At 69.7% G+C, this 22,513-nt stretch carries 21 protein-coding genes and 1 tRNA gene; 16 read left to right on the forward strand and 6 right to left on the reverse strand.

The genetic code is table 11. The features are described from left to right. The first annotated feature begins 8 nt into the window (after window positions 1-8). On the forward strand, window positions 9-1,349 hold the full coding sequence (locus ACI6GS_RS15735; RefSeq protein WP_439814398.1) for an adenylate/guanylate cyclase domain-containing protein: 1,341 nt from the start codon (window positions 9-11) through the stop codon (window positions 1,347-1,349). Window positions 1,350-1,352: 3 nt separating this feature from the next. On the opposite strand, the gene ACI6GS_RS15740 is transcribed toward ACI6GS_RS15735, so the two are convergent. Further along, on the reverse strand, window positions 1,353-2,660 hold the full coding sequence (locus tag ACI6GS_RS15740; RefSeq protein ID WP_439814399.1) for an MFS transporter: 1,308 nt from the start codon (window positions 2,658-2,660) through the stop codon (window positions 1,353-1,355). Window positions 2,661-2,830: 170 nt separating this feature from the next. On the opposite strand from ACI6GS_RS15740, the gene ACI6GS_RS15745 reads away from it, so the two are divergent. From ACI6GS_RS15745 to ACI6GS_RS15780, 8 genes are all read left to right on the forward strand, one after another. Next, complete coding sequence (locus ACI6GS_RS15745; protein WP_439814400.1) at window positions 2,831-3,415, forward strand: TetR/AcrR family transcriptional regulator; 585 nt, start codon at window positions 2,831-2,833, stop codon at window positions 3,413-3,415. 147 nt (window positions 3,416-3,562) lie between these two features. Beyond that, window positions 3,563-3,748 carry a 50S ribosomal protein L32 gene (rpmF, locus tag ACI6GS_RS15750; RefSeq protein ID WP_439814401.1) on the forward strand — a complete coding sequence of 62 codons (186 nt, stop codon included), beginning with the start codon at window positions 3,563-3,565 and terminating at the stop codon, window positions 3,746-3,748. 28 nt (window positions 3,749-3,776) lie between these two features. Continuing rightward, on the forward strand, window positions 3,777-4,826 hold the full coding sequence (gene plsX, locus ACI6GS_RS15755) for a phosphate acyltransferase PlsX (protein WP_439814402.1): 1,050 nt from the start codon (window positions 3,777-3,779) through the stop codon (window positions 4,824-4,826). A 14-nt stretch (window positions 4,827-4,840) separates the two neighbouring features. Next, window positions 4,841-5,812 (forward strand): beta-ketoacyl-ACP synthase III, encoded by a 972-nt coding sequence (locus ACI6GS_RS15760; RefSeq protein ID WP_439817982.1) that lies wholly within the window; start codon window positions 4,841-4,843, stop codon window positions 5,810-5,812. Window positions 5,813-5,938: 126 nt separating this feature from the next. Next, on the forward strand, window positions 5,939-6,229 hold the full coding sequence (locus tag ACI6GS_RS15765; RefSeq protein WP_439814403.1) for an integration host factor subunit alpha: 291 nt from the start codon (window positions 5,939-5,941) through the stop codon (window positions 6,227-6,229). Between the two features lie 56 nt (window positions 6,230-6,285). After that, complete coding sequence (locus ACI6GS_RS15770; RefSeq protein ID WP_439814404.1) at window positions 6,286-6,825, forward strand: MerR family transcriptional regulator; 540 nt, start codon at window positions 6,286-6,288, stop codon at window positions 6,823-6,825. A 288-nt stretch (window positions 6,826-7,113) separates the two neighbouring features. Then, window positions 7,114-7,190: transfer RNA gene (locus ACI6GS_RS15775), tRNA-Pro, on the forward strand. Between the two features lie 180 nt (window positions 7,191-7,370). Then, window positions 7,371-8,513, forward strand: a complete 1,143-nt coding sequence (locus ACI6GS_RS15780) for a GGDEF domain-containing protein (protein WP_439814405.1) — start codon at window positions 7,371-7,373, stop codon at window positions 8,511-8,513. Window positions 8,514-8,838: 325 nt separating this feature from the next. On the opposite strand, the gene ACI6GS_RS15785 is transcribed toward ACI6GS_RS15780, so the two are convergent. Further along, entirely contained in the window at window positions 8,839-9,093 is a 255-nt protein-coding gene (locus ACI6GS_RS15785; protein ID WP_439814406.1) for a hypothetical protein, read from the reverse strand. A gap of 137 nt (window positions 9,094-9,230) precedes the next feature. On the opposite strand from ACI6GS_RS15785, the gene ACI6GS_RS15790 reads away from it, so the two are divergent. After that, window positions 9,231-9,932 (forward strand): DUF502 domain-containing protein, encoded by a 702-nt coding sequence (locus tag ACI6GS_RS15790; RefSeq protein ID WP_439814407.1) that lies wholly within the window; start codon window positions 9,231-9,233, stop codon window positions 9,930-9,932. On the opposite strand, the gene recG is transcribed toward ACI6GS_RS15790, so the two are convergent. Further along, on the reverse strand, window positions 9,914-11,998 hold the full coding sequence (gene recG / locus ACI6GS_RS15795; protein WP_439814408.1) for an ATP-dependent DNA helicase RecG: 2,085 nt from the start codon (window positions 11,996-11,998) through the stop codon (window positions 9,914-9,916). The genes ACI6GS_RS15790 and recG overlap by 19 nt on opposite strands. Window positions 11,999-12,100: 102 nt before the next feature. On the opposite strand from recG, the gene ACI6GS_RS15800 reads away from it, so the two are divergent. The 5 genes from ACI6GS_RS15800 to ACI6GS_RS15820 all read left to right on the forward strand — a co-directional run bounded on the left by ACI6GS_RS15800 (window position 12,101) and on the right by ACI6GS_RS15820 (window position 19,543). After that, complete coding sequence (locus tag ACI6GS_RS15800; RefSeq protein WP_439814409.1) at window positions 12,101-12,397, forward strand: succinate dehydrogenase assembly factor 2; 297 nt, start codon at window positions 12,101-12,103, stop codon at window positions 12,395-12,397. 8 nt (window positions 12,398-12,405) lie between these two features. Continuing rightward, entirely contained in the window at window positions 12,406-15,900 is a 3,495-nt protein-coding gene (gene mfd / locus ACI6GS_RS15805) for a transcription-repair coupling factor (protein ID WP_439814410.1), read from the forward strand. A gap of 112 nt (window positions 15,901-16,012) precedes the next feature. Further along, the gene (locus tag ACI6GS_RS15810; RefSeq protein ID WP_439814411.1) at window positions 16,013-17,080 is read left to right on the forward strand and encodes an acyl-CoA dehydrogenase family protein; all 1,068 of its coding nucleotides are present in this window, start codon (window positions 16,013-16,015) and stop codon (window positions 17,078-17,080) included. Next, on the forward strand, window positions 17,077-18,015 hold the full coding sequence (locus ACI6GS_RS15815) for an AAA family ATPase (protein WP_439814412.1): 939 nt from the start codon (window positions 17,077-17,079) through the stop codon (window positions 18,013-18,015). The genes ACI6GS_RS15810 and ACI6GS_RS15815 overlap by 4 nt, the downstream gene beginning before the upstream one ends. 142 nt (window positions 18,016-18,157) lie before the next feature. Further along, complete coding sequence (locus ACI6GS_RS15820; protein WP_439814413.1) at window positions 18,158-19,543, forward strand: vWA domain-containing protein; 1,386 nt, start codon at window positions 18,158-18,160, stop codon at window positions 19,541-19,543. Between the two features lie 148 nt (window positions 19,544-19,691). On the opposite strand, the gene pqqE is transcribed toward ACI6GS_RS15820, so the two are convergent. The 3 genes from pqqE to ACI6GS_RS15835 form a co-directional block, all read right to left on the reverse strand. Further along, complete coding sequence (gene pqqE / locus ACI6GS_RS15825; RefSeq protein WP_439814414.1) at window positions 19,692-20,819, reverse strand: pyrroloquinoline quinone biosynthesis protein PqqE; 1,128 nt, start codon at window positions 20,817-20,819, stop codon at window positions 19,692-19,694. A 128-nt stretch (window positions 20,820-20,947) separates the two neighbouring features. After that, complete coding sequence (pqqA, locus tag ACI6GS_RS15830; RefSeq protein ID WP_439817983.1) at window positions 20,948-21,025, reverse strand: pyrroloquinoline quinone precursor peptide PqqA; 78 nt, start codon at window positions 21,023-21,025, stop codon at window positions 20,948-20,950. A 164-nt stretch (window positions 21,026-21,189) separates the two neighbouring features. Further along, a complete protein-coding gene (locus ACI6GS_RS15835) occupies window positions 21,190-21,561 on the reverse strand; it encodes a 4a-hydroxytetrahydrobiopterin dehydratase (RefSeq protein WP_439814415.1) in 372 nt (123 codons plus the stop codon). 157 nt (window positions 21,562-21,718) lie between these two features. On the opposite strand from ACI6GS_RS15835, the gene fdhD reads away from it, so the two are divergent. Next, a complete protein-coding gene (fdhD, locus tag ACI6GS_RS15840; RefSeq protein WP_439814416.1) occupies window positions 21,719-22,471 on the forward strand; it encodes a formate dehydrogenase accessory sulfurtransferase FdhD in 753 nt (250 codons plus the stop codon). Window positions 22,472-22,513 lie beyond the last annotated feature (42 nt).

Here is a 22,513-nt window from a genome sequence, read left to right on the forward strand (position 1 = left end):
GCCGGCAGATGCGGGGACCAGACGCCCTGGAGCTGAGTGCCACCTTCCGGCAGGAGGAGGCCTGGGGGGTCCGCATCTCGTCCATCGGCCGCTTCGTGGTCCTGGGGGCCATCGGCATCTGGGTCCTGTTGAACGTCACCCCGGGCAACCTCCTGCTGCCGCTGCTGCTCATTGGCGCGATGCTGGTGACGAGCGCGCTGCACCTGTGGCTGGGCCTGCGGCGCCCGGGCAGCATCGGCTGGCCGCTCGCCCTCTACGCGGTCGAGGTGGCGATGGTGACCTGGGTGATCGCGACGCCCAATCCCGCCGCGACCGCGGCCCTGCCGGTCCAGGCACCTTTCCGCTTTGCCTGGAAGGAATTCCTGGTGGTGCTGGTCGCGCTGACGGCCTTCTCCTACCGGCCGCAGTTCGTGGTCGGCGTCGGCCTGCTGGCGGCAGGCGCCTGGGCCGCCTGGACGGCCTGGATCCTGGCGCGACCGGACACCGTGACCTTTGCCGACCTGCCGGCGGACCCCACGCGGGAGCAGCTCTTCAGCCTCATGGCGGATCCGCACTTCTTTGACGCCTCCGCCCGCTATGCCGAGATCCTGGCGATCCTGCTGACGGCGGGCCTGATCGCCGGGGCGGTGTGGCGGGCCCGGCGGGTGGTGCGGGTGCAGGCCGCCCTGGAACGGGACCGGGAGCGCGACCGGCAGGAGGCCGCCTTCGTGCGGGAGACCTTTGGCCGCTATGTGCCCGAGAGCGTGGCGCGCGTCCTGATCGCCGACCATGGCGCCCTGGTGCCCGAGGTGCGCACCGCGACCATCCTGTTCTGCGATATCGAGGGCTTCACCGCGCTGGCCGAGCGACTGCCGCCGGATCGCCTGGTCGCGGTGCTCAACGCCTATTTCGAGGCGATCGCGGGCGCGCTGATGGCGGCCGGGGGCGTCATCAACCAGTTCCAGGGGGATGCGGTGCTGGCCACCTTCAACGTTCCCGTGGCCGATCCGGACCATGCGGCCCACGCCGTCCGTGCCGCGACCACCATTGCCAGGCTGGTGCAGGCGCAGGACTTCGCGGGCGAGCGGCTGAAGGTGCGCATCGGCATCAACACGGGCGAGGTCGTGGCCGGCGCCTTTGGCGCGCGCAGCCGCCTGAACTATACCGTCCACGGCGACGCTGTGAACGTGGCGGCGCGCCTGGAGCAGATGAACAAGACTCTGGGCACGCGGATCCTGCTGACCGAGCAGACCTGGACCCTGCTGGACCCGGGGCACGAGGCCCTGGCCGATTGCGCCCGCGTGGGCACGCTGAGCGTGCGGGGCAAGTCGGCGCCGGTCAGCCTCTATGCCCTGGCCTGTGTGGAGTGACCGTCATGCCGCCGCCGCCAGCGGCCGCTGCGGTGCCGGGCGGCCGAGCGTCAGGCACAGCGCCGCCGCGATCAGGCACAGCGCGCCGGCCAGGACGAAGGCGGGGAGATAGGTCTCGTAGACCTCGCGCGAGTAGCCGGCACCATAGGCGACCGCCGCCGCCCCCAGCTGGTGGCCGGCGAAGATCCAGCCGAACACGACGTTCGCCCGCTCGCGCCCGAAGCGATCCGCGACCAGCTTCACCGTGGGCGGCACGGTCGCGATCCAGTCCAGCCCATAGAACATCGCGAAGATGGTCAGGCCGTAGATGGTGAAATCGGTATAGGGCAGGTAGAGCAGGCTGAGGCCGCGCAGGCCATAGTACCAGAACAGCAGCCAGCGATTGTCATAGCGGTCCGACAGCCAGCCCGACCCGACCGTCCCCACGAAGTCGAACGCCCCCATCATCGCCAGCACGCCGGCCGCCATGACCGGCGCCAGGCCGAAATCGCCGCACATCGCGATGAAATGCGTCTGGATCAGGCCGACCGTGCTGGCGCCGCAGACGAAGAAGGTCGCGAACAGGATCCAGAAGGTGAGCGAGCCGGAGACATCGCGCAGGACGATCAGGGGCACCAGGAAGGCGCTGGGACCGCTGGCGGATGGCACGGCAGGGGGCGGTGCGGCGCTGGCCGCGCCGACTTCGCCATAGGGGCGAAGGCCAAGGTCGGCAGGGCGGTTGCGCATCAGCAGCCAGACCGCGACCAGGGCGACCGCCAGCATGACCAGGGGCAGGGCAAGCGCCATGCGCCAGCCATAGGCCTCGGTCAGGGCGGCCAGGGGCGGCAGGAAGATGAGCTGGCCCGTCGCCGTGCTGGCGGTCATCAGGCCGACGACCAGGCCGCGCCGCGCGGTGAACCAGGAATTGGACACCGTGGCGCCCAGCACCACCGCCGTCATCCCGGTGCCGATGCCGACGACCAGGCCCCACAGCACCACCAGCTGCCACAGCTGGGTCATGGCCAGCGATGCTACAAGGCCAGCGAAGATCATGACCATGGCGGTCATGATCACGCGGCGCAGGCCATGCCGGTTGATCAGCGCCGCCGCGAACGGCCCCATGAGGCCATAGAGCACCAGGCGCAGCGCCATCGAGGTCGAGATCTGGTCGGTACCCCAGCCGAATTCCTGCTGCAGCGGCACCAGCATGACGCCGGAGGAGCCGACCGACCCCGCCGTGGTCAGCATCACCAGGAAGGTCACCCCGGCGACCACCCATCCGTAATGAATATTGCGCCGGATCAATGCGGCGTTCAGCCGGTTGGCAAGCATGGCCCTGGGTCCCTGTGGCGGATTTCGGGGTATTCCTGACGTTCGTCAGCATTGATGAATGTCAGACATCATTCTATTCTCGTCAAGCCGGGCCCAGGTCATGCCGGTGGCGGCTGGCAGCCATGCTGTCCTGCCGCACGCTGGCCGTCGCGACAAGAGGGGAGGGCACGATGAAGGTGAGCCGGGAACAGGTGGCTGCCAACCGGGAACGGATCCTGCAGGCAGCGGGTCGCCTGTTCCGCGAACGGGGCTTTGACGGCATCGGACTGGCCGACATCATGAAGGCGGCCGGCCTGACGCACGGCGCCTTCTATGGCCACTTCGAGTCCAAGGACGACCTGGCCGCCGCAGCCTGCGCCAGCGCGCTGGCTCGCCTGACCGAGCGGTGGGAGGCGCAGGCGGCAGCCAGCCCGGACACGGCACGGCGCGGGATCGTGCAGGACTATCTGGCTGACCGGCATCGCGACGATCCGGGCACCGGTTGCCTCTATGCAGCCCTGGGGGCGGAGGTAGTGCGCCGTCCGCCAGCGGTGCGTCATGCCGCGACGGTGGCGCTGAAGCGACAGGTCGCCTGCCTGGAACAGGCGGCGCGGGCCGAGGGCGCCGCCGATCCGCGCACCACCGCGCTGGCGACGATGGCGGGCATGGTGGGCGCGCTGATTCTGGCCCGCATGGTCGACGATCCGGCCCTTGGCGATGAACTGCGCCAGGCCGTGCAGCAGGCTGTGGCTGCGGCCGAGCCCGCCCTGACCTGAGGTCGCGCGGCCTGGACCCCTGCACCGGGGGTCGCCTGGCCGCACGCAGGCCAGTCATCCCACCGAGACGCTTGAAGCGCGCGTGGGTTCGAGTATGTTCGCCACTTTCGCGGGGCAGGGTCCCGCGTTCGGCATTGGAATCGTATCATGGCAGTCCCCAAGAAGAAGACCTCGAGCTCGCGTCGTGACATGCGCCGGGCCCATCACGCTCTGACGTCGTCGTCGGTGGCCGAGTGCCCGAACTGCGGCGAACTGCGCCGCCCGCATCATGTCTGCGACTCGTGCGGCTATTACGCGGGCCGCGAGGTCGCCCCTGTGGTCGTCCCCAGCTAATCGTCCGTCGTAGCGGGGCGCTGCCGCCTTGGATCAACCGCTCGTCATCGCTCTTGACGCGATGGGCGGCGACAAGGCGCCCGCCGTCGTGGTCGAGGGTGCGGACATGGCCCGCATCCGCTATCCGGGCGTCCGCTTCCTTCTGGTCGGGGATCAGGCACGGCTGACGCCGGCCCTGGCGGCGCTGCCCCATCTGGCTGCGGTCACGGACATCGTCCACACCGAGACCACGATCAGCGGCGACGACAAGGTCAGCACCGCCCTGCGGCGCGGCAAGGGGACCAGCATGTGGCTGACCCTGGAGGCCGTGCGCGACGGACGCGCCCAGGCGGCCGTGTCGGCAGGCAATACCGGCGCCCTGATGGCGGTGGCGAAGTTTCTGCTGCGCACCCTGCCGGGCATCGACCGGCCGGCGATCGCGTCCTTCTTTCCCACGGTACGGGGCGAATCGGTGCTCCTTGACCTGGGCGCCAACGTCGATGTGGACGAGCGCAACCTGGTCGAGTTCGCGATCATGGGCGCGGCCTTTGCCCGCACGACCATGGGCCAGCCCCGGCCCAGCGTCGCCCTGCTCAATGTCGGCTCCGAGGAGACCAAGGGGACGGAGGCGATTCGCGCCGCCGGCACCCGCCTGCGGGAGGCGGAGGGCCTGCCGCTCAATTTCATCGGCTATGTCGAGGGCGACGGCATCGGCGCCGGCCATGCGGACGTGATCGTGGCCGACGGCTTTGCCGGCAATGTCGCGCTGAAGACGGCCGAGGGCACGGCGCGCCAGGTGTCGGCCTATATGGCGGCGGCATTTCGCCGGAACCTGTTCTCCAAGATCGGATACCTGTTCGCGCGCGCCTCCCTCATGGCGCTGCGCGACCGGCTGGACCCCCAGCGTTACAATGGCGGCGTCTTCCTGGGCCTGAACGGCCTGGCGGTGAAAAGCCATGGCGGCACCAACGCGACCGGCTTTGCCAGCGCGATCGGCCTGGCCGTCGACATGGCGCGCGGCCACCTGACCCAGGCCATCGCCAAGGACCTTCTGCAGGTCGGCAAGGCCACAGCGGAGCCGGAACCGGCGCATCAATGACTGAAGCAAAGACAGTGCGGCGCTCGGTGATCGCCGGCGTGGGCGCGTACCTTCCGGAACGCGTCATGACCAATGCCGAGATGGCGACCATCGTCGACACGACCGACGACTGGATCGTGGAGCGGACGGGCATCCGCTGTCGGCACATCGCGGCGGAGGGGGAAAAGACCTCGGACCTGGCGGTGCACGCGGCGACCCGCGCCCTGGCCGCCGCGGGGATCGAGGCGGCGGAGGTCGACCTGATCGTCCTGGCGACGGCGACGCCGGACTGGACCTTCCCCGCGACGGCCACGACGGTGCAGGCCCGCCTGGGCGTGCGCAAGGGCGCGGCCTTTGACGTGCAGGCCGTGTGCTCCGGCTTCATCTACGCGCTGGCCACGGCCGACAATTTCATCAAGGCCGGGCAGTCGCAATGCGCCCTGGTCATCGGCGCGGAGACCTTCTCCCGCATCCTGGACTGGACCGATCGCGGCACCTGCGTGCTGTTCGGCGACGGGGCCGGGGCGATCGTGCTGAAGGCGGAGCAGGGCCAGGGCGGCATTGCCGACCGCGGTGTGCACTCCACCCATCTCCACGCCGACGGCCGGCACCATGACCTGCTCTGGGTCGATGGCGGTCCGTCGAGCACCCAGACCACGGGCAAGCTGCGCATGCTGGGCAACCAGGTGTTCCGCCACGCGGTGGTCAACCTGGCCGAGGTCGTGACCGAGGCGCTGGCGGCCAACGACCTGCAGCCGGACGCCATCGACTGGATCATCCCCCACCAGGCGAATCGGCGGATCCTGGACGGCACGGCCCGCAAGCTTGGCATCGCGCCCGAAAAGGTGGTCGTGACCGTCGACCATCACGGCAATACGTCTGCCGCGTCGGTGCCGCTGGCCCTGGCCGAGGCGATCGCCGATGGTCGCGTGAAGCGGGGCGATCTGCTCCTGCTGGAGGCCATGGGCGGCGGATTCACTTGGGGTTCCGCTCTCGTTCGCTTCTGAACGCGCGGACCAGGAAGTGCCGCCATCTCATTGAGATTGCGTGATCCTTCGGCCTGCGGAACGCCCCAGGCTGATTGACGCCGCAGGTCCGCGCGACTACGCTTTGTTACCTGTCAGGGGCAGAGCATGAGCGAGCGGACCATTACCCGGGCGCATCTGAGCGAGGCGGTTTACCAGGAGGTGGGCCTGTCACGGAACGAGTCGGCGGAACTCGTCGAATCCGTGCTTCAGGAGATCGCCGGGAGCCTGCTGCGCGGAGATACGGTCAAGATCTCATCCTTTGGATCATTTTCCGTGCGCCAGAAGGGTGGGCGGATGGGACGGAACCCGAAGACGGGTGAGGAAGTTCCGATCGAACCACGGCGCGTGCTGGTCTTCCGGCCATCGCACGTGCTCAAGGAACACATCAACCGATAGGCGCGCACGGCGCGTACAAGCCGGGAGCCCTCCAGCCCGGCCAGTGAGGTCAGACCATGGCGCAGAGCCCGCTTGCGGCACTGGATGAAGAACTGGACCTGATCCCGGACGAGGTCGCCCATGGCGACGATGTCCAGAGCAGGCCCGCCAAGTCGCCCGAGGCGTTCCGCACGATCTCGGAAGTGGCGACGGAACTCGACGTGCCGCAGCACGTCCTGCGCTTCTGGGAAAGCCGCTTCACGCAGGTCCGCCCGCTGAAGCGGGGCGGCGGCCGGCGCTATTACCGGCGTGAGGATGTCGACCTGCTGCGCGGCATCCGGCACCTGCTTTACTCCGAAGGCTACACGATCAAGGGCGTGCAGAAGCTGCTGCGCGAGGCTGGGCCCAAGGCCGTGGCCGAGACCGCCAAGGGCGGGCGCCTGCCCACGCGCGATGCCGCGGCGGCCGAGGCCGTGGCGGTCGAGGCCGAGGGCGCGGCGGACGAGCCCAAGGCCGCGCGCCCGACGCCCACCCCGGAGGTCCTGGCCCGCCTGCGCCGCCTGCGCGACGAGCTGGTGGCCGGGCGCAACACGCTGGGGCGCTTCCTGGAGCACTGAACCGCCGCACAGGACTGTCGGGGCCTGGGGCTGCCCCGCTGACGGTCCGGGTTGTCCATGCGGGGGGCATGGCCGCGCACCGAATCACGAAGGGCCGCTGTACACGTTGCAGCGGCCCTTTGTGCGTCATGGGGCAGGGGACGCGCGTTGCGGTGACCCTACCCGAACCCTCCATATCGCCTGCCGAAAGCCGATCGTCGGGGGGAAGCGCCCCCTGCGGCAAGTTGCGACGCATCAGGCGTTGCCGCGGCCAGAGGGAGCGGTTATGGTGCGCGCCTTCGCGAGGACCGGAGCGTAGCGCAGTCTGGTAGCGCACTTGACTGGGGGTCAAGGGGTCGTGGGTTCAAATCCCGCCGCTCCGACCACGCGAAGCCGAGAGGCGGGGCATGCGTGCCCCGCTGGCGGGCCCCAAGGCCCGCAGCCCCCCAGATCTCCCCCAATCGCGCGCAGCCACTCGCAGGTTGAGTCGCGGGCGGAAATCCGGCCGCCAACAATCCGTTAAGACGCGTTGCTCTAGTCTTGGCTTCAAGCCAGAGCGGGTTGGAATGCGCCGCGAGAACACCCTCATCCAGGCCAGAACGGACGCGCTGTACGGCACCGCCGTGCTGACGGCCGCGGCCAACCTGATCGGCACGCTGCTGATCGGCTGCATCGTCTGGTCCGAGCAGACGGCGCCGGGCCTGGTGGCCTGGATCCTGTTCACCGCGGTCCTTCTGGTCGCGCGAATCATCCTGGTGCGCAGCTATTGGCGTCAGCGCCCGGAATGGCCCGCGCAGCGCTGGGCGGTGCTGGCGACCGTGGTGACCGGCATGGCGGGTGTGTCCTGGGGCCTGATGAGTGCCTGGTTGATTCCGCTGCTGCCCGATTTCGAGATCGTTGCCGTGGTGGGCGTCGCCTTGTCGGCGATCATGCTGTCCATTCCGAACGTCAGCTACTGGCCCGCCCATACCGCGTTCCAGATGCCGCTGCTGGTGCTGGCCAGCCTGGGCTTCTTCCGCCATCCCGAGCCCGATGCGCTGTCCCTGGCGCTGTCATGCTGGCTGGGCGCCGTGCTGATCGCGTTGCTGGCCCGTCGCCTGGGGGGCGATGTCACCCGGGCCATGGCCCTGCTGGTCGAGAACGAGCGCCTGACGGCCACATTGGCGCAGCGCGCGCAGGACCTGGAGCGGATGAACCGCGACCTGGAGGAACTGAGCCGGACGGATGCGCTGACGGCGCTCGCCAACCGGCGCAGCCTGTATGAATACCTGGACGCGGAGTGGACGCGGGGCATGGCAGCCGGGGGCCCCCTGTCGGTCATGCTGATCGACGCCGACCACTTCAAGGCATTCAACGATGCCCACGGCCACGCTGCGGGCGATGCCTGCCTGAAGCGCGTCGCCGGCTGCCTGGCTGCCCTGGTGCCGCGCAGCCGGGGCCTGGCCGCGCGCTTTGGCGGCGAGGAGTTCGCCGTGGTGCTGCCTGGCGTCGACCTGGCGGACGCGTTGGCGCTGGCGGAAGCGATCCGGTCGGCGATCGCGGCCCAGGCGGGCGTGACGGTCAGCGTTGGTGTCCAGACCGTCCAGCCAGACCGCAGCCGCAGCATCGACCAGGTCCTGTCGGACGCGGATCGTGCCCTCTATCTGGCCAAGGCCAGGGGGCGGGATTGCGTATGCACGCCCCCGCAGGAGGCATTGGCGCTGGCCTGAGCCGCCAGGAGCGCCGTTCCACCATACCCGGAGGCAAAAAAAAGGGGCCGCGTTTTCACGCGGCCCAAGTCTAGGGAGGAAACGCCCAGGAAGGGCAGCGACACCGACCTCTCGATCGATGCCGCACCGCAATATTGGCGTGGTGCGACGCGGAATGAAAGAGGGAAAATGCACCCCCTGGTGTGCCATGCACCGGGTGCGCCGGCGCCTGTTGCTGCGGCGCCACAGGTGGTGATGCTGCGGGCGCGATGCGTTCCTGATTCGTCTGGCCAGGAACAGCCTGCGCCGCCCTGCCCAACCCCTTGACCAGATTGGGGCTTCTGTCTCAGGCGGCGTCGTCTGGCCGGCGCCGGAACGGGCGGCCCAGGAGCTGGACCACGGCCCATGCGCCGAACGGAATGGCGAAGCCGATCGCGTAGATCACCAGTTCGCTCGCATCCGGGTTTGCGCCGCGATACCAGTCCATGCCCTCGATCCCGCCCAGGATGGCGATGATTCCGGCGAACAGGCTGATCCGGTCGACCGGGTCGGGACCTGGGGCGTCGGGCGGGTCGCCCGGCCGGCGCGGCCGGATCAGCATGAACGCGTCCCGTTCGTCATCGTCGTTTCTCCCTTAGGAGCGGCCCGCGCCGCCCGTCTTTGGGCCGGACTGTGCCATAATCCCGGGCCAAGTCACCGTGCGTCGGCAGCGCGGTGTCGCGCAGCCACCGAGACCTGATGAGCAACGTTCCCAATCCGATCGCGCCCAGTGCTTCCCCGTCCGAGCGTCTGCGGACCTATTTCCTGACCGGACTGGTCGTCGCCGCGCCGATCATCCTGACGGCCTGGCTGGTCATCTGGTTCGTGAACTTCGTCGACCAGGTCGTGACCCCCCTGATCCCGCCCGCCTACAACCCGGAAGCCTATCTGCCGTTCACGATTCCGGGCCTGGGGCTGGTGATCATCCTGGTGGCGCTGACCCTTCTGGGCTTCCTCACCTATAACTTCATCGGCCGACGCCTGCTGGGCCTGGGCGAACGGATCGTGGGCCGCATGCCGATCGTGCGCACGATCTATGGCGCGTCCAAGCAGATGTTCGAGACGTTGATGTCGCCCGGCGGCACGTCGTTCCGGCAGGTCGTCCTGATCGAATTCCCGCTGACGGGCATGTGGACGGTCGGCTTCATCGCCTCGAACCAGCGGACCGAGGTGCATGACGTCACGGGCGAGGACATCGTGACCGTCTACCTGCCGATGGCGCCGCCCATGTCGGGCTATGTCATCTTTGTCCCGCGGGAACGCCTGCGGAACCTGGACATGACGCCGGAAGAGGCGCTGAAGCTGTGCATGTCGGGCGGCCTGGTCATGCCGTCCTATCCACCGGCCGCGTCAACCGTGGCGCTGGCCCCGGAGGCCGCCCCTCAGCCCGACGCCAGGTAGCGCTCGGCCGCATCGCGTTCGAACAGCGCCAGGAGCATGCGCAGGGCCTGGCCGCGCGGACCCGTCAGGTCCGGGTCGGTGCGCAGCGCCTCCTGCGCTTCCGCCCGGGCGGCCGGAATCAGGGCCGCGTGGTGGGCGAGATCCGCCAGGCGGAAGGCGGGCAGGCCGCTTTGCCGCGTGCCCAGGATCTCCCCCCCGCCGCGCAGCTTCAGGTCCGCTTCGGCCAGGACGAAGCCATCATCGCTGTCGCGCAACGCACGCAGCCGCTGTGCCGCGACCTCGCCCAGCGGTGCCTGATAGAGCAGCAGGCAGACAGAGGCGCCGGCGCCACGGCCGACGCGGCCGCGCAGCTGGTGCAGCTGGGCCAGACCGAAGCGCTCGGCATGCTCGATCACCATCAGCGTCGCCTCAGGCACGTTCACGCCCACCTCGATCACCGTGGTGGCGACCAGGACCTGCGTCTCGCCGCCAGCGAAAGCCTGCATGGCGGCGTCCTTTTCCGCCGACTTCATGCGTCCGTGGATGAGGCCGACGCGGGCGCGGAGCACGCCGGCCAGCATCTCCGCCCGCGACTGGGCGGCGGTCGCGTCGACCTCATCCGATTCCTCAACCAGGGGACAGACCCAGAACACGCGAGCCCCCCGCGCGGTCGCCCGCTCGACCCCCGCAACGACCTCGTCCAGGCGATCCAGGGGCAGGGCGCGCGTATCGACCGGGCTCCGTCCGGGCGGCTTCTCGTCCAGGCGCGAGACGTCCATGTCGCCATAGAGGGTCAGGGTCAGGGTGCGCGGGATGGGGGTCGCGCTCATCACCAGCAGGTGGGCAGCCGGCGTCCCCTTGGACGCCAGGGCCAGGCGCTGGTCGACGCCGAAGCGGTGCTGCTCGTCCACGATGGCCAGGCCGAGGGCGGCGAAGCGGACGTCCTCCTCCAGCAGGGCGTGGGTCCCGACGATCAGGTCGACGACCCCGTCGGCCAGGGCCGCCAGCAGCGTGCTGCGCGCCTTGCCCTTGTCGCGTCCGGTCAGCAGGGCGACGCGGACGCCGGCGGCGGTGGCCCAGGCCGCGAGAGTCTCCGCGTGCTGGCGGGCCAGGATTTCTGTCGGGGCCAGCAGGGCGACCTGGGTGCCCGACTCGATCGCCTGCAAGGCGGCCAGGAAGGCCACGATTGTCTTGCCGCTTCCGACGTCACCTTGCAATAAACGCAACATGCGTTCCGGCCGTCCAAGGTCCGCCGCGATCTCCGCGCCTGCCCGGGCCTGCGCACCCGTCAGGGCGAAGGGCAGCGCATCCAGGGTGCGGGCGCGCCGCTTCCCAGTGCCGGGCAGGGCAGGGGCCGGTTCCTTCTGCTCGGCCCGGCGCAAGAGGGCCATCGCGACCTGGTTGGCCAGGAGTTCGTCAAAGGCGAGGCGCGCGCGCGCCGGCGCCAGGGGTCCCAGGTCGGCCACATCCAGCGGGGCGTGGATCGCCGCCAGCGCGGACACGAAGCCGGGCCAGCCTTCCCGCGGCGCCATGGCCTGCCATTCCGGCAGCGGCTGCAGGGTCGCCAAGCCCGCCTGCACCGACTTCACCAGGATGCGCGGGGCAAGGCCGGCCGTCAGGCCGTAGACCGGCTCGACGTCCGGCATGCCGGCCGCGTCCTCCAGCGCCAGGACGTAGTCGGGATGGCTCATCTGCGGCTGGCCGTCGAACAGCTCCACCCGGCCGCTGACGAGGCGGACCTGGCCCACGGGCAACAGGCGCTCCAGCCAGTCGGCGCGGGCATGGAACCAGGTCAGCACGACGGTCCCGCTCTGGTCGCTGCAATAGACGCGATAGGGCTGCCGCGGCGTGCGGCCGGGCCGATGCTCGTCGACCTGCACGCACAGGGTGGCGACGGCGCCGTGCTGGGCCTCCGCCACGGTCGGCCGCTGGCGGCGGTCGACCAGGCCCGTCGGGAAGTGCCAGAGGAGGTCGCGGACCTGCCGGCCCCCGGTCGCCTTCTCGATCAGGGCGGCGACGCGCGGGCCCACGCCCTTGAGGGTCTCGACCTCGGCGAAGAAGGGGAAGAGTTCGGGCGGCCGCGCCATGCCCCGTCTGTAGCGCCCGCGCGCGGCACGGGGAAGGGGGCTGCGCTGCCCTGCACAAGCGCCTGATGACAGGGGCCGGTGGCCCCTCTATATCCTCGCGCCATGGCGACCGAGAACCCTTCCGCGGATCTGGCGATACGGCGCAAGCGCCTGACGTTCCGAAGCTGGCATCGCGGCTTCAAGGAAAACGACCTGCTGCTCGGCAGCTTCGCCGACACGCACATCGCGCAGATGGACGAGGGCCAGCTCGACCGCTACGAGGCGCTGCTGGAACAGCCCGATGCCGACATCTTTGCCTGGATGACCGGGGCAGAGGCCGTGCCGGCCGCGTTCGACCATGACGTGATGAAGCTGCTGAAGGACTTCAAGTTCTTTGCCCAGACGCCCTGGCGGACCTGAGCACCGCCGTGGACAAGCTGAAGCTGATTGCAGGACCTGCGCCGCGCCAGACCGTGGCCGGGGTGCCCGAGGGGTTCGACGCCCTGGTCCTGGCTGGCCTGGCCCGGAGCGAGGCGGTGCTGCATGTCGTGCGGGACGAGGCGCGGGCGCGGACGCTGACCAGCGCGCTTAATTTCCTGGCGCGCGACATCGAGGTGGTGGGCCTGCCCGCCTGGGACTGCCTGCCCTATGACCGTGTCTCGCCCTCGCCCGACATCGTCAGTGGCCGGCTGGAGACGCTGAGCCGGCTGGCCCGCCTGCCCGCGGGGGCCAAGGGCGTGGTGGTGATCGTGCCGGTCGACACGCTGCTGCAGCGCGTCGTCCCGCGCGAGGCGATCCGCAAGGCGACCTATCGCCTGACGCCGGGCGACCGCGTCGACCTGGACGCGCTGACCGTGTTCCTGGCGCGCAACGGCTATACCCGGACCGGAACGGTGCGCGAGGCGGGCGAATACGCCGTGCGCGGCGGGATCATCGACGTGGCCCCGCCGGGGCAGGTAGAGCCGGCGCGCCTGGACCTGTTCGGCGACACGCTGGAGACGGTGCGCACCTTCGATCCGCTGACCCAGCGGACGACGGGCACGCTGACCGGCCTCGACCTGCTGCCGGCCAGCGAAGTGCCGTTCGATCCCGATTCGGTGCGGCGCTTCCGCGGGCGGTACCAGGAACTGTTCGGCGCCGTCGCCGATGACGATCCGCTGTACGAGGCGGTGAGCGGCGGCAGGCGCCATGCCGGCGTCGAGCACTGGCTGCCCCTGTTCTACGAGGGCCTGGACACCGTCTTTGACTATGTGCCCGGCCTGATGGTGATCCTTGATCCCCAGGTCGAGGAAAGCGCCCATGCGCGCCTGGCGCTGATCCAGGATTATTACGCGGCGCGCGTCGAGCAGCGGCAGACCCGGACGGCGGGCGCAGGCACGGTCTACAAGCCGGTGCCGCCCGAGCAGCTGTACATCCGCGAGCCGGAACTGCAGCGCCTGCTGGGCGCGCGCCGGGTGCGCCAGTTCCAGCCGTTCGGTCCGTCGGAGCCCAAGGCGATCGACATGGACGGACGCCCGGGCCGCGAGTTCGCGGCGGAACGGGCGCAGGGGCAGGCCGAGGGCAGGGCCCAGGTCAACGTCTTCGACGTGGCGGCGGGACACATCACCCGCCTGCAGGACGCCGGCAGGCGCACGGTCGTCGCCTGTACATCGACGGGTGCGCGCGATCGCCTGGCGACGGTGATGCACGATCACGCCATTCCGGGCGTCGTGCGCGCCGACAGCTGGCGCGAGGTGCAGCGCCTGGATCCGCGCAACGTGGCCCTGGTCGTGCTGCCGCTGGAGCGTGGGTTCGAGGCGCCGGACCTGGCCGTGATCTCGGAGCAGGACCTGCTGGGCGATCGCCTGGTGCGCCAGGCCAAGCGCAGCCGGCGGGCCGAGAACTTCCTGACGGAGGCAACGGCGCTGACGCCGGGCGACCTGGTCGTCCATGTCGAACACGGCATCGGCCGCTTCGACGGGCTGCAGACGATCAGTGTGCAGGGGGCGCTGCACGATTTCCTGCAGATCATGTACGACGAGAACGCGCGCCTTCTGGTCCCGGTCGAGAATATCGAGGTCCTGTCGCGCTATGGCTCGGCCGAGTCGGGCGGGCAGCTGGACAAGCTGGGCGGTGTGGCCTGGCAGACGCGCAAGGCCAAGCTCAAGAAGCGCATCCGCGACATGGCGGCGGAACTGATCAAGGTGGCCGCCGCCCGCGCCGTGCGCACGACCGACGCGGTCGAGGTGGCGCGCGGCATGTATGACGAGTTCGCCGCCCGCTTCCCGTACCCTGAGACGGACGACCAGATCGCGGCCATTGCCGACGTCATGGGGGACCTGTCGAGCGGCAAGCCGATGGACCGCCTGATCTGCGGCGACGTCGGCTTTGGCAAGACGGAAGTCGCGATGCGTGCCGCCTTCATCACCGCGATGTCGGGCCGGCAGGTGGCGATCGTGACCCCGACCACGCTGCTGTGTCGCCAGCACTTCCGCACCTTCAGCGCGCGCTTCCAGGGCCTGCCGGTGCGCATCGGGCAGCTGTCGCGCCTGGTCGGGCCCAAGGACCAGAAGGCGGTCAAGAAGGAACTGGGCGAAGGGCAGCTGGACATCGTCGTCGGCACTCACGCCCTGCTGGGCAAGGGCATCGACTTCAAGAACTTAGGGTTGGTCATCGTCGACGAGGAGCAGCACTTCGGCGTCGCCCACAAGGAGCGCCTGAAGCAGCTCCGAGCCGAGGTGCATGTCCTGACCCTGACCGCGACGCCGATCCCGCGCACGCTGCAGCTGGCGATGACAGGGGTGCGGGATCTGTCGCTGATCGCGACGCCGCCGGTCGACCGCCTGGCCGTGCGCACGCATGTCCTTCCCTTTGACCCGCTGGTCCTGCGCGAGGCGATCCTGCGCGAGCACTATCGCGGGGGGCAGAGCTTCTATGTCGTGCCGCGGATTGCCGACCTGGACGAGGCAGCGGAGTTCCTGGCGCGCGAGGTGCCGGAGGTGAAGGTCATCCGCGCCCATGGCCAGATGCCGCCGGGCCAGCTGGACGACGTGATGAACGCCTTCTATGACGGCAAGTACGAGGTGCTGCTGTCGACCACGATCGTTGAATCCGGCCTCGACATCCCGACCGCCAACACGCTCATCATCCACCGCGCCGACATGTTCGGCCTGGCCCAGCTCTATCAGCTGCGCGGCCGCGTCGGCCGGTCCAAGGCGCGCGGCTATGCCTATTTTACCGTGCCCCCGCGCAAGGTGCTGACGGCGACGGCCGAGCGGCGGCTGGAGGTGCTGCAGAGCCTGGACGAACTGGGGGCCGGCTTCACGCTGGCCAGCCACGACCTGGACATCCGCGGCGCCGGCAACCTGCTGGGCGAGGAACAGTCGGGCCATGTGCGCGAGGTCGGCATCGAGCTCTACCAGGAGATGCTGGAAGAGGCGATGGCGGCGGCCCGCGCCGCTGCCGGTGCCGCGAATGCGGCGCCCGAGAAGGACGAATGGTCGCCTAACATCGCGATCGGCGCATCCGTCCTGATCCCCGAGGACTATGTCGCGGACCTGGAGGTACGCCTGGGCCTCTATCGCCGCATCGCGGACCTTGCCGACCGCAGCCAGATCGACGGCTTTGCGGCTGAACTGATCGACCGCTTCGGCCCGCTGCCGCAGGAGGTCGAGCACCTGCTGAAGGTGGTGGAGATCAAGGCCTTGGCCAGGCGCGCGAACATCGAGAAGATGGACGCAGGGCCAAAGGGGGCGACTGTTGTGTTCCGCAAGGCGGACTTCCCCAATCCTGCAGGGCTGGTCCAGTTCATCGGCCAGAGCCGGGGCCAGGTGAAGATCCGCCCCGACAACAAGCTGGTCTGCCTGAAGGACTGGGAACGGGTCGAGCAGCGCCTGGACGGTGCCCTGTGGCTGGCCGACACCTTGGCCAAGCTGGCGGCGTAAATCGTTCCGTTCATCCCCGCGAAGGCGGAGATCCAGAGTCACGCAGGACAGCGCTCGCGGCCCTGGATCCCCGCCTTCGCGGGGATGAACGGGAAGAATGGGGAGGAAACCAATGAACAACGACGCGGTGAACCGCGCGACGGCCTGGGTGGCGACCCGCCAGGGGGACTTCCTGGACGCGCCGCTGCGCGGCGCGGCGGAGGCCGGGCTGTTCCGTGTCGGCCTGCCGGCCCCCTATGGCGAAGGCGCATTTGCCGCGATCGGGGCGGTTGAATCGGTGCTGATCGCGGAGAGCGGGCTGCCGGGCCTGGGCATGACCTGGGCCGGCAGGCAGTTGACGGCGCGCCACTTCATCGCCGGTTTCGCCACGCCCGAGCAGGCGCAGCGCTGGCTGGCGCCTGCATCGCGCGGCGAGGCGGCCTTTGCCGTGGCGATCTCGGAACCCAAGGTGGGGGCGCATCCTAAGCTGCTGACCACGCAGGCGACGCGCGACGGCGATACCTGGCGCATCAGCGGTGAAAAGTCCTTCGTCACCAACGGCCCCGAAGCCAGCCACATCGTCGTGTTCGCGATCGTGCGTGAGGAGCAGGGGCGCAAGCGCTATGGCGCCTTCGTCGTGCCACGCGATGCCGAAGGGCTGACCTTCAAGCCCATGCCTGAGCTTGGCGCGCTGAAGCCGTCACAGCATTGCGGCCTGGTCCTGGACAATGTGGCCGTGCCTGAGGCGGACCGCCTTGGACCCGATGGCGGCGCCTACGAGGCGATGGCGCTGACCTTCCGCAATGTGGAGGATGCCGCCGGCGCACCCGGCTTGCATGGATCGTTCCAGGCGCTGGTCCGCCAACTGGCCGCGGCGACGCCGCCGTCGGAGACTGCGGGGACCTGGATCGGTGGCATGGCAGGCCTGGTCGCCGTGCTGGGCGAGGGCGCGCGCGCCGCGGCCGAGGCGGTGGATGCCGGCGACGGCCCCCGCGTGCAGCGCCTGCTCGTCGGCCTGCGCGTGCTGGCAGCCGACCTGTTGAGCCGGGCGCGGGCGCATGGAGACCATGGGACGCAGGTAACCCCCGCAATCACCCGCCTGTTTGGCGACTTCGACCTTATGATGTCGATTGCACGCGGGCCCCGGGCGGCCCAGCAGGCGGCATTGGGTACGCGTTTGATCGGAACGACGACAGCATGACGACCAATCCCCAGGCAGCGATCGCGGAGGTCGAGGCCGGCCTTGCCGCGTCCGGCTATATCGCCAGCCGCTCGATCACCACCGCCGTGTTCCTGGCCCAGCGCCTGGAAAAGCCGATCCTGGTCGAAGGGCCGGCGGGCGTCGGCAAGACCGAACTGGCCAAGGCCGTATCCGCGTGGCTCGGCCTCGATCTCATCCGCATGCAGTGTTACGAGGGCCTGGACGAGAGCAAGGCGCTGTACGAATGGAAGTATGGCAAGCAGCTGCTCTATACCCAGATCCTGAAGGACAAGCTGGGCCAGGTCCTGGGCCACGCCGAGACGCTGGACGAGGCGATGGCCAAGCTGCACAGCTTTGGCGACGTCTTCTTCTCGGAACAGTTCCTGGAGCCGCGGCCGCTGCTCAAGGCGTTGCAGCAGCCCGATGGCTGCGTCCTGCTGATCGACGAGATCGACAAGGCGGACCAGGAGTTCGAGGCCTTCCTGCTGGAGATCCTGTCGGACTACCAGGTGTCGATCCCCGAGATCGGGCGGATCTCGGCACCCGTGCCGCCGCTGGTCTTCCTTACCTCCAACGCGCAGCGCGACCTGGGCGATGCCCTGAAGCGGCGCTGCCTGCACCTGCACATCGGCTTCCCCGAGCCCCAGCTTGAGGCGCGGATCGTCGAGACGCGCGTGCCCGGCATCGCGCCGGCCCTGACGCGCAAGCTGGTCGCCTTCGTCGATGCGCTGCGGGGCCTGGACCTGAAGAAGCTGCCCTCGGTCAGCGAGACGATCGACTGGGCGCGCGTGCTGGTCCTGCTCCACGCCAGCGCGCTGGACCGGGACATCGTGCAGTCCACCCTCAACGTGCTGCTGAAGTACGAGGGCGACATGCAGCTGGCCATGACCCAGGTGCCGGAGATCGTCGCCCGCGTCGAGCGCGAGGTGGTGTGAGACCTCAACTTTCTCACTACCTCATCCTGAGGAGGCCGAAGGCCGTCTCGAAAGATGGGCCACCTGCGCTGGCGGCCGATCCTTCGAGGCTCGCTGCGCTCGCACCTCAGGATGAGGTGGGAGTGGGTGAAGGCAAGGCGCCATGACCCAGGCGCTGCTCGACTTCGTGCGGGCCGCGCGGGGGGCGGGGGTGCGCATCTCGCCGGCGGAGACGATGGACGCCCTGCGTGCGGCCGAGGCGATCGGCTGGGACGACCGGGAGGGCTTGCGCGATGCGCTGGCCCTGTCGCTGGCCAAGTCGCGCGACGAGAAGGCGCGGATCGAGGCATGCTTCGACCTCTTCTTCCGCCCGCCCGCAGCGCCGGACGACGCCGAGGCGGCCGAGGCGGAGGACGAGCAGGACGGCGAGCGCCAGGCTGGTGACGAAGCGTCCGACGCGGAACCGGGACAGCCGCAATCGCCCGAGATGGCGGAGGCCATGGCGAACATGGGCGACTTGGCCCAGGCCCTTCTGACGAACGATCGCGCGCAACTGGGGGCGGCGATGGCCGAGGCGGCGGATGCCGTCGGCCTGCAGGAGATCCGCATCTTCACCCAGGCCGGCCTGTTCGCGCGGCGCATGCTGGAACTGATGGGCCTGAACCGGCTGGAGCAGGACATCGAGGACGCGCCAGATGCGCTGGCGGAACGCCTGCGCCAGCAGCTGGCCGAACTGCGCGCCCAGGTGCGCGAGCGGGTCGATCAGGCACTCGAACTCTATGCCAAGGGCGAGGGCGAGAAGCTGCGCGAGGATACGCTGCGCAATGCCCGCATCAGCCAGCTGGAGCCGCGCGACCGCGAACGCATGCGGGCGCTTGTCAGGGCCATGGCGCGGCGCCTGCGCGACCGCCATTCGCGCAATCGCAAGCGGCGCAATCGCGGCCAGCTCGACACCCGCCGCACGATCCGCAAGAACGCGGGCTGGGGCGGCGTGCCGTTCCTGACGATCTGGAAGCAGAAGAAGATCGACCGGCCGCGCCTGATGGTGCTCTGCGACGTCTCCGGCTCCGTCGCCTCGGTCTCCGAGTTCCTGCTCACCTTCCTCTATGAGCTGGGGGAGGCGCTGTCCGACCTGCGCGCCTTTGCCTTCACCAATCACCTGGTCGAGGTCAGCGACATCCTCGAGGGACGCCCGGTGGACGAGGCGATCAAGGAGATCATGGGCTCGATCGGCTTCGGCTCATCGAACTTCGGCAAGTCGTTCGAGGATTTCGAGAAGGGCTTCGCCCACCAGATCACGGCGCGCACCACGGTGCTGATCCTGGGTGACGCGCGGGGCAACAACACCGACCCCCGCACCGACGTCCTGCGGCGCATCGGCGAGCGCGCCAAGCGGGTGATCTGGCTGAACCCGGAGCAGCGCGTGCTGTGGGGGACGGGCGACAGCGACATGCCGCGCTATGCGCCGTGCTGCCACCTCATCGCGTCGTGCGGCACGCTGCGGCAGCTGGAACGCGTGGTGAGCGACCTGCTGACGCCGGGGAATTGAGTGCGGCGTCAGCGTCGGGGACGATGCTTCGAGACGCGGCCGTGCGGCCGCCCCTCGGCATGAGGACGTTGTTTTCCCAAGGAAATTCTCAACAGGCGTCATCCTGAGGAGGCCGAAAGCCGTCTCGAAGGATGTTGATGCTGCGGCCTCAGCCAGCGCCGATGCGGCGGTAGGTGAAGGCGGGCGGGGCCTTGGCCGATTCGCTTTCGGCCAGGTCCACGAGCAGGGCGTGGTCGGGGGAGAGGGCGCAAGCCGGGTCGATCGCATCGGCGCGGCCGGAGATCGCGAAGGCCTGGCAGCGGCAGCCGCCCCAGTCGCGTTCGGCATGTTCGCAGGCACGGCACGTCGCCGGCATCCAGTCGGTACCGCGATAGGCCTGGAAGGCGGGCGAGTCGGCCCAGATCTCCGCGAGCGGCCGGTCGCGCACAGATTCGAAGGCCAGGCCCGTGATCGATTCGGCAGCGTGGCAGGGCAGGACCATGCCGTCGGGCGCGACGTTCAGGAAGCGCCGTGCCCAGCCGCCCATGCAGGCCTTTGGCCGCTTGGCGTAATAGTCGGGCACGACGTAGTCGATGACGAGCCGGCCCTTCAGGTCGCGGCGGGCCGCGTCCACGATCGCGGTTGCCGCCTCGAGCTGGGCCCGGGTCGGCATCAGGGCCGCGCGGTTCCGAAGCGCCCAGCCATAGTACTGGACATGCGCCACCTCCAGCCGCTTGGACCCCGTCGCAAGGGCGAGGTCGATCATGGCCGGCAGGTGTTCCAGGTTCTGGCGGTGGACGACGGCGTTGAGGGTGAGGGGAAGGCCGGCGGCTCGGACCCAGCCTGCGAAGTCCAGCTTCTTCGTCAGCGCGCCGGGCAGGTTGCCGATGCGGTCGTTCCCCGCGGGATCGCTGTCCTGGATGCTGAGCTGGACATGGTCCAGCCCGGCATCGGCCAGACGGTGCACCCGCGCTTCATCGGCCAGCACGCCCGAGGTGATGAGGTTGCTGTAGAGGCCAAGCCCTGCCGCGCCCCGGACCAGATCCTCCAGGTCGCGACGCACGGTCGGCTCGCCGCCGGAGAAGTGGATCTGGAGCAGGCCCATGCGCGTTGCCTGGCGCATCACGTCCAGCCATTCGGCGGTCGACAGTTCGGCACTGGCCCGCTCCAGGTCCAGGGGATTGGAGCAATAGGGGCATTGCAGCGGGCAGCGATGCGTCAGCTCGGCGAGCAGCGCCATGGGCGGCTCGAACGTCGGGGCGCGGGGGGCCACGTGCGCGGTCGGTTCGCTCTGCATCGCGCAACTCACGTCATGAAAAAGGCCGCATCAGCGGCCCGGAGTGCTGTCCCTCAGGGGGACGGCGGCACCGGCAGGGCCGGCGCCGCATCTGCGATCCCACCGGAACCCGGCAGGACCCTGGCCGATCAGACCTCGGCGCAGGCGTAGCAGTTGATCTCCATGCCGACGCTGATCTCGACGATCTTCGGGGTGCTCCAGGCCATAGGGTCCTCCTGATTGGTCTTGTTTCGCGGCGCGTGTGGGTCGCACGACGCAGATGTGCCGTGGCCTTCACTCTATGAGACGAACGCTGTTGGGGCAAGCGACGCCGTGACGCCGCGAACCCCGGACGAGACACTCCGGTTCCGGCTCCAGTCCCGGCGGCGCCTCAGTCCCGGCGGAGATAGGCGTGGCGCGGTTCCTGGGGCGTACCCTCCAGCACGCCATCCTTCGCGGGCTGCCAGTCGATGACCGCCTCGAACTTGGCGGCCAGGGCGAAATCGCGGTCGGTGATGCCTTTCGCATCGTGACTCTGCAGCTTCACCTCGACCGTGTCATAGGAGACGGCGAGGTCGGGATGATGCCAGGCGACCTCCGCCAGGTGGCCGACGGTGGTCACGACCATCAGCGTGCCCTTCCACGAATGGGTGCGGTAGGTGCGGCGGATGAAGCCGTCGGCATAGGTCCAGCGGGGCAGGTCTGCCGCCAGCCGCGTGGCAATCTCGTCCGCCGAATAGGTGCGTCCCGGGTCGCGGGCCATGGCCTGTCCTTTCCATTTGGGGCGTCGTTGGCCGAGTGTGCCCCACTGTGCTTCGATGCTGAACCGTCGCCCCCTCGTCCGGATCCCTGCCGTGGCCCCGCCGTCCTTCGTTTCCGTCGCTGCGCGCATCGTGTCGGAGACCGGCGCGGAGGGAGCGATGCGTGCGGTGGCGGAAGAGGTTCCCGTCGCCCTGGTCTATAACGGCGTGTCCCATGCCGTGATGATGGCGACGCCGGCCGACCTGGAAGACTTCGCCCTGGGCTTCAGCCTGTCCGAGGGGATCCTGGAGCGCGCGGGCGAACTGCTGGAGGTCGATCCCGTGCCCGCGGGGGAGGGGATCGCGCTGCACCTGCGTGTCACGGCCAGGCGGTTCGAGGCGCTGAAGCAGCGCCGGCGCACCCTGGCCGGCCGCACCGGCTGCGGCCTGTGCGGGGTCGAGGAGCTGGACCAGGCCCTGCGCCCGCTGGCCCCGCTCGGCCCCGGCCCGGTGCTGGAGATGGCGGCGATCCGGCGGGCGCTGGACGCGCTGCCGGGGCTGCAGCCGCTGAACCGGGTCGTGCACGCGGTGCACGGCGCCGCCTTTGCCGACACGGCGGGGCGGATCCTGCTGGTGCGGGAGGATGTCGGCCGCCACAACGCGCTGGACAAGCTGGTGGGTGCGCTGGCGCGAGGCGGACATCGCGCCGCGGACGGCTTCGCCCTGGTGACCAGCCGGTGCAGCGTCGAACTGGTGCAGAAGGCAGCCAGCGCCGGCATCGCCGTCCTGGTCGCCGTCTCGGCGCCGACGGCGCTTGCCCTGCGCCAGGCGGAGCGGGCGGGGATGGGCCTGGTCGCCCTGGGGCGGGCCGACACGTTCGCGATCCATGTCGACGGCGGGCGCTTCGGCGACGGCGGCTGGCGGCATGGCTGACCCCCGGCGGGCCGCCTTGTCACCCTGCCGGGCGCCCGGCAT

The organism is Zavarzinia sp. CC-PAN008 (assembly GCF_051903925.1).
Lineage (GTDB): Bacteria > Pseudomonadota > Alphaproteobacteria > Zavarziniales > Zavarziniaceae.